An 8040-nucleotide genomic window follows, 5' to 3' on the forward strand; every position below is an offset into this window, starting at 1 on the left:
CCTTCGGTGTGACCGCGGCGGCCCCCGTCGCCGTCGCCGTGGCCGGCGGTGCCGGTCCGGCATCCGAGGCGCCGGCCGTGGAGGAGCAGGATGAGTTCGACGTCATCCTCACTGCCGTCGGTGACAAGAAGATCCAGGTCATCAAGGAAGTCCGTGCGTTGACCAGCCTGGGCCTGAAGGAGGCCAAGGACCTCGTCGACGGCGCGCCCAAGCCGGTCCTGGAGAAGGCCAGCAAGGAAGCCGCGGAGAAGGCCAAGGCCGCGCTTGAGGGTGCCGGCGCCACGGTCACCGTCAAGTAGGCATCGGTACGTAGGTACTGATCGGTCGGGCCGCCGTTTCCTGGTTGGCAAGCCGCACGGCGGCGGCCCGGCCCATGCTCGGGCCCTGCGGTGAGGCCTGTTGTCGAGGCTTCACCGTCGCCGGGTAACGTCAGTTCCGGCCGGGCCGTGGTGGTCCGGCCGGCATGGGACCTGGGCCGAGCGCGCGCTGGATGCCGTATTGTCACGGGCGCCGACGCGCGGCTTTCCGGTTGGGGTTGACGACCTCATCCGGGACGGAGTTCCATCATCGGGAAGCGGTGAGACATACCTGTCGAGCAGCCTTGCCAGCAGTGCGGCCGTCGGCTACACTGCTCGTTTGGGCTGCCCTTTCGTCGTGCGCTCGCGGTTCCTTCGGGTACGCGACGGTTCGGTCCCCCGCGTAACCGCGTCCTCTGGCGCGGCCGTCCAGACGTAACGACCGAGGTAATCCGAGCGAAACCGTTGATCGCAACCTGCCACCGAATCGCCGCCGCGTCACCAGCCCGGGATGACCCTCCCACACAGGTGTCCTCCTTCGGAAGATGTCGTGACGGACTACTCGTCGACGCCCGTGTCGCATCTGCCCGCACCGTGGGGCAGCAGCGCGCTCCGTCGGACTACCCCCGCCGACACTCCACACAACCGTAGCGAGACACTGATCACCCGACCACCCTTCGCCGGATTGTTCGAGTAGGCCGAGGGCAACGTGAGAAGAATCATGATCCCGTTGTCGGAGGCCCAAGGACGCACGAGCACCGCCAGCCCGACGATCAGGCCACCGGAAGGACCACCTTGGCCGCCTCGCCTCACTCCTCCCGCATCTCGTTCGCAAAGATCATCGAGCCTCTTGAGGTCCCCGATCTTCTCGCCCTGCAGACCCAGTCCTTTGACTGGCTGATCGGCAATGAGGCGTGGGCGGAACGGGTCCAGGAAGCCATCGACGCCGGTCGTGACGACGTACCCGTCACGTCGGGTCTCGAGGAGGTCTTCGAGGAGATTTCTCCTATCGAGGACTTCTCGGGTTCGATGTCTCTGTCGTTCCGTGATCACCGTTTCGAGCCGCCGAAGTACTCCGTCGAGGAGTGCAAGGACAAGGATATGACGTACTCGGCCCCCATGTTCGTGACGGCCGAGTTCACCAACAACAACACCGGCGAGATCAAGAGCCAGACGGTGTTTATGGGCGATTTTCCGCTTATGACACCAAAGGGAACCTTTGTTATCAATGGGACCGAGCGGGTCGTCGTCAGCCAGCTCGTGCGTTCGCCCGGTGTGTACTTCGAGAAGACCATCGACAAGGTGTCCGACAAGGACCTGTTCTCCTGCAAGGTCATTCCTTCCCGGGGTGCCTGGCTGGAGTTCGAGGTCGACAAGCGGGACACCGTCGGCGTACGTATCGACCGCAAGCGCCGCCAGTCAGTGACCGTTCTGCTCAAGGCGCTCGGCTGGGACGAGGCGCGCATTCTTGAGCGTTTCGGTGACTTCCCGTCGATGCGGGTGACGCTGGAGAAGGACCACACCTCCAGCCAGGACGACGCGCTGCTTGACATCTACCGCAAGCTGCGGCCGGGTGAGCCACCGACCCGCGAGTCGGCCCAGACACTGCTGGAGAACCTCTTCTTCAACCCGAAGCGTTACGACCTGGCGAAGGTCGGTCGCTACAAGGTGAACAAGAAGCTCGGTGTCGACGTCCCGCACGACGTGGGCGTGCTGACCGAGGACGACGTCGTCCGCACGATCGAGTACGTCGTGCAGCTGCATGCGGGTAAGGACCAGTCCTATGACGTGGACGACATCGACCACTTCGGCAACCGCCGGCTGCGTACGGTCGGTGAACTGATCCAGAATCAGGTGCGCCTTGGTCTCGCCCGGATGGAGCGGGTCGTCCGGGAACGGATGACCACTCAGGACGTCGAGGCGATCACTCCTCAGACGCTCATCAACATCCGGCCGGTCGTCGCCTCCATCAAGGAGTTCTTCGGCACCAGCCAGCTGTCCCAGTTCATGGACCAGACCAACCCGCTGGCGGGCCTCACGCACAAGCGGCGCCTGTCCGCGCTCGGCCCTGGTGGGCTCTCCCGGGAACGGGCCGGCTTCGAGGTCCGTGACGTCCACCCCAGCCACTACGGCCGGATGTGCCCGATCGAGACGCCGGAAGGCCCGAACATCGGCCTGATCGGTTCGCTGTCGACGTTCGCGCGGGTCAACCCGTTCGGTTTCGTCGAGACGCCCTATCGCAAGGTCGTGGCCGGCCGGGTCACCGATCAGATCGACTACCTCACCGCGGACGAGGAGGACCGGCATGTCATCGCGCAGGCGAACGCGCCGCTGACGGCCGACGGCTCGTTCGCCGAGCACCGTGTCCTGGTGCGCCGCAAGGGTGGTGAGGTCGAGTTCATCCCGCCGGACGAGGTCGACTACATGGACGTCTCGCCGCGCCAGATGGTGTCGGTGGCCACGGCCATGATCCCATTCCTTGAGCACGACGATGCCAACCGCGCCCTGATGGGCTCGAACATGCAGCGCCAGTCCGTCCCGCTGCTGCGCAGCGAGGCACCGCTGGTCGGTACCGGTATGGAGGCCCGCGCGGCCAAGGACGCCGGTGACGTGGTCGTCTGCGCACAGGCCGGTGTGGTCGAGGACCTGTCCGCTGACTACATCACCGTGATGCATGACGACGGCACCCGGCGGACCTACCGGATGGCGAAGTTCCGCCGCTCCAACCAGGGCACGTGCATCAACCAGAAGCCGATCGTCGACGAGGGCGACCGGGTCCTGGCGGGCCAGGTCATCGCGGACGGCCCGTGCACCGACAACGGCGAGATGGCGCTGGGCAAGAACCTCCTGGTGGCGTTCATGCCCTGGGAGGGGCACAACTACGAGGACGCGATCATTCTCTCCCAGCGGCTGGTCCAGGACGACGTACTGTCCTCGATCCACATCGAGGAGCATGAGGTCGACGCCCGGGACACCAAGCTTGGCCCTGAGGAGATCACTCGGGATATCCCGAACGTCGCTGAGGAGGTCCTTGCTGACCTTGACGAGCGCGGGATCATCCGGATCGGCGCCGAGGTCTCGCCTGGTGATGTGCTGGTCGGGAAGGTCACGCCCAAGGGTGAGACCGAGCTGACCCCGGAGGAGCGGCTGCTGCGCGCGATCTTCGGTGAGAAGGCTCGTGAGGTCCGGGACACCTCGCTGAAGGTGCCGCACGGAGAATCCGGCAAGGTCATCGGTGTCCGGGTGTTCTCGCGGGAGGACGGCGACGAGCTTCCACCGGGGGTGAACGAACTCGTCCGCGTGTACGTCGCCCAGAAGCGCAAGATCACAGATGGTGACAAACTCGCTGGCCGCCACGGCAACAAGGGCGTCATTGCGAAGATCCTCCCTGTCGAGGACATGCCGTTCCTGTCCGACGGCACGCCGGTGGACGTCGTGCTGAACCCGCACGGTGTGCCGCGCCGTATGAACATCGGCCAGATCCTGGAGACCCATCTCGGTTGGGTGGCCAAGACCGGCTGGCAGGTCGACGACGGTGACGAGGACTGGAAGGAGCGCCTGCGCGGTATCGGTGCGCATCAGGCGCCGCCTGACACCAACGTGGCGACACCGGTGTTCGACGGCGCCCGGGAGGAGGAGATCACCGGTCTGCTTGCCTCGACGCTGGTGAACCGCGATGGTGACCAGCTGATCGGGTCCAGCGGCAAGGCACGGCTCTTCGACGGCCGGACGGGTGAGCCCTATCCGTACCCGGTGGCGGTCGGCTACATCTACATCCTCAAACTGCTGCATCTGGTCGACGACAAGATTCACGCCCGGTCGACCGGTCCCTACTCGATGATCACCCAGCAGCCGCTGGGCGGTAAGGCGCAGTTCGGTGGACAGCGCTTCGGTGAGATGGAGGTGTGGGCGCTTGAGGCGTACGGCGCCGCCTACGCGCTCCAGGAGCTGCTGACCATCAAGTCCGACGACGTCCTCGGCCGCGTCAAGGTCTACGAGGCCATCGTCAAGGGCGAGAACATCCCCGAACCAGGCATTCCGGAGTCCTTCAAGGTCCTTATCAAGGAAATGCAGTCGCTGTGCCTGAACGTGGAGGTTCTGTCCAGCGACGGCGTCTCCATTGAGATGCGTGACACCGATGAGGATGTCTTCCGTGCCGCGGAGGAGCTCGGTATCGATCTGTCCCGGCGGGAGCCGAGCAGCGTTGAGGAGGTCTGACGACTAGCGGGCCGACGGGAGTGCGGTCATGTTCCGCCGCACGCCCGGGGCCCCAGGGAGCCCAGTGGTCGCCGATCGTGAGTGCGAATGGATCTATGGGTGGTCGTGACTCGTGGCCGGTGGCCACGGGCTCACGTCACGGCCGCCGGGTGCTCCGGACGCGCTGATCGTTTCTCGGCGTCCCCGCCGACCTTGGAATAACTGACGGCAGAAGCCCCCCGTCGCCGCCATTACTCGCAATGCCCGCCGGCGATGGGGGCAGCCAGACGGCAGAGAGAGAAGACACGTGCTCGACGTCAACTTCTTCGACGAGCTGCGCATCGGCCTCGCCACGGCGGACGACATCCGCCAGTGGTCACACGGTGAGGTCAAGAAGCCGGAGACAATCAACTACCGCACCCTGAAGCCGGAAAAGGACGGGCTTTTCTGCGAGAAAATCTTCGGTCCGACCCGGGACTGGGAGTGCTACTGCGGCAAGTACAAGCGCGTTCGCTTCAAGGGCATCATCTGTGAGCGCTGCGGTGTCGAGGTCACTCGCGCGAAGGTGCGCCGTGAGCGGATGGGCCACATCGAGCTGGCCGCGCCGGTCACCCACATCTGGTATTTCAAGGGTGTGCCGAGCCGGCTCGGCTATCTGCTCGACCTCGCGCCGAAAGACCTTGAAAAGGTCATTTATTTCGCCGCTTATATGATCACAAGTGTGGACGTCGAGGCGCGCCACCGCGACCTGCCCACCCTCGAGGCACGGATCTCCGTCGAGAAGCAGCATCTCGAGGACAAGAAGAACGCCGACGTCGAGACGCGGCAGAAGAAGCTTGAGGCGGATCTCGCGCAGCTGGAGGCCGAGGGCGCCAAGGGCGACGCCCGGCGCAAGGTCCGCGAGGCGGCTGAGCGCGAGATGCGCCAGATCCGTGACCGCGTCCAGCGGAAGATCGACGATCTGGGCCGGGTGTTCGACCGCTTCAAGGGCATGAAAGTTCAGGACCTTGAGCCTGACGAGCTGCTCTACCGTGAGCTGCGGGACCGCTTCGGACAGTACTTCGAAGGCGGTATGGGAGCCGAGGCGCTACAGCGCCGGCTCGTTGACTTCGACCTGGCCGCGGAGGCCGAGTCACTGCGGGAGACCATCCGCAGCGGCAAGGGCCAGAAGAAGGCCCGGGCGCTGAAGCGTCTCAAGGTGGTCTCGGCGTTCCTGAACACCCGCAACTCCCCGAATGGGATGGTGCTCGACTGCGTTCCGGTCATTCCGCCGGACCTGCGCCCGATGGTGCAGCTCGACGGTGGTCGGTTCGCCACGTCCGACCTGAACGACCTCTACCGCCGGGTGATCAACCGTAACAACCGGCTCAAGCGGCTGCTCGACCTCGGCGCGCCTGAGATCATCGTCAACAACGAGAAGCGGATGCTGCAGGAGGCCGTCGACGCGCTGTTCGACAACGGTCGCCGCGGCCGGCCGGTCACCGGTCCGGGTAACCGCCCGCTCAAGTCGTTGTCGGACATGCTCAAGGGCAAGCAGGGGCGGTTCCGGCAGAACCTGCTCGGCAAGCGCGTCGACTACTCCGGGCGTTCCGTCATCGTCGTCGGCCCGCAGCTGAAGCTGCATCAGTGCGGTCTGCCCAAGCAGATGGCGCTCGAGTTGTTCAAGCCGTTCGTGATGAAGCGGCTGGTCGACCTCAACCACGCACAGAACATCAAGTCCGCCAAGCGGATGGTGGAGCGAGCCCGTCCGGTGGTCTGGGACGTGCTGGAAGAGGTCATCACCGAGCACCCGGTGCTGCTCAACCGTGCGCCGACCCTGCACCGCCTCGGTATCCAGGCGTTCGAGCCACAGCTGGTCGAAGGCAAGGCCATCCAGATCCACCCGCTGGTCTGCACCGCCTTCAACGCGGACTTCGACGGTGACCAGATGGCCGTGCACCTGCCGCTGTCCGCGGAGGCGCAGGCCGAGGCGCGCATCCTGATGCTGTCGAGCAACAACATCCTGTCGCCGGCGTCCGGGCGTCCGCTGGCCATGCCGAGCCTCGACATGGTCACCGGGGTGTTCCACCTCAGCCGGATGGCCGAGGGCGGGGTCGGCGAGGGCAGGGCGTTCTCCAGCGTGGCCGAGGCTCAGATGGCCTTTGACGCGCGGGAGATCGAACTGCAGGCGAAGATCAGGGTCCGGCTTCGCGACACCACCCCGCCGCGCGACTGGACGCCGCCAGCGGGCTGGGTCAGCGGTGAGCCGTTCACGCTGGAGACCACCTTCGGTCGTTGCCTGCTCAACCAGGCGCTTCCGGAAGGGTATCCGTTCCTCAACTACATGATGAACAAGAAGGCCCAGGCCGCGATCGTCAACGACCTGGCCGAGCGCTACCCGAAGATCCAGGTGGCGGCGACGCTGGACGCCCTGAAGAGCGCCGGTTTCTACTGGGCCACCCGGTCCGGTGTGACCGTCGCCATCGAGGATGTCGTTGCGCCGCCGAACAAGAAGCAGATCCTCGACGAGTACGAGCAGCGGGCCGAGCGGGTGCAGAAGCAGTTCGACCGGGGCTTCCTGTCCGATGATGAGCGCCGCGGCGAACTCGTCCAGATCTGGAACGAGGCGACGGGCAAGGTCGCCGAGGCGATGGAGGCCAACTTCCCGTTGACCAACCCGGTCGCTGTACTGGTCAACTCCGGAGCCGCCGGAAACATGATGCAGATCCGGCAGCTCGCCGGAATGCGCGGACTGGTCGCCAACCCGAAGGGTGAGATCATCCCGCGTCCGATCAAGGCCAACTTCCGTGAGGGCCTGAGCGTGGTGGAGTACTTCATCTCCACGCACGGCGCTCGTAAGGGTCTAGCCGACACGGCGCTGCGGACCGCTGACTCAGGGTATCTAACCCGGCGTCTGGTTGACGTCAGCCAGGACGTCATCGTCCGCGAGGACGACTGCGGTACCGAGCGTGGCATCGGCACCCGTATCGCCCGCAAGGGAGCGGACGGGCTGCTTGTCCGTGACCGTTACGCCGAGACCGCGGCCTACGCGCGGACACTCGCCTCCGACGCGGTGAACGCCGCCGGCGATGTTGTGGTGCCCGCCGGTACCGACCTCGGCGATGTGGTTATCGGCCAGATCATTGAAGCCGGTATCGAATCGGTGAAGGTGCGCTCCGCGCTCACCTGCGTCGCCCGGATGGGTGTGTGCGCACAGTGTTACGGCCGGTCGCTGGCAACCGGAAAGCTGGTGGACGTCGGTGAGGCCGTGGGTATCGTCGCGGCTCAGTCGATCGGTGAGCCGGGCACCCAGCTGACCATGCGTACCTTCCACAGCGGTGGTGTCGCCACCGGTGACGACATCACCCAGGGCCTACCGCGTGTGGTCGAGCTTTTCGAGGCCCGTTCCCCCAAGGGCAAGGCCCCGATCAGCGAGGTCGCCGGGCGGGTGCGCATCGAGGAGACCGAGAAGACCCTCAAGATTGTTATCGTGCCCGACGACGGCGGCGAGGAGATCGCCTACCCGGTGTCCCGTCGTTCGCGCCTGAAGGTCGAGGAAGGCCAGCAC

At 65.5% G+C, this 8040-nt stretch carries 3 protein-coding genes; all 3 read left to right on the forward strand.

Going from position 1 to position 8040, the window contains the following annotated elements:
• The coding region (rplL, locus tag MJ783_RS20255) for a 50S ribosomal protein L7/L12 (RefSeq protein WP_239312716.1) at positions 1-299 on the forward strand (299 nt) is incomplete at its 5' end.
• A gap of 792 nt (positions 300-1091) precedes the next feature.
• A complete protein-coding gene (gene rpoB / locus MJ783_RS20260) occupies positions 1092-4514 on the forward strand; it encodes a DNA-directed RNA polymerase subunit beta (protein WP_239312724.1) in 3423 nt (1140 codons plus the stop codon).
• A gap of 286 nt (positions 4515-4800) precedes the next feature.
• Positions 4801-8040, forward strand: a 3240-nt coding sequence (locus tag MJ783_RS20265; RefSeq protein WP_239312726.1) for a DNA-directed RNA polymerase subunit beta', incomplete at its 3' end; no start/stop codon positions are given.

Source organism: Protofrankia sp. Cj3 (genome assembly GCF_917627355.1).
In the GTDB taxonomy this organism is placed as follows: domain Bacteria; phylum Actinomycetota; class Actinomycetes; order Frankiales; family Frankiaceae; genus Protofrankia.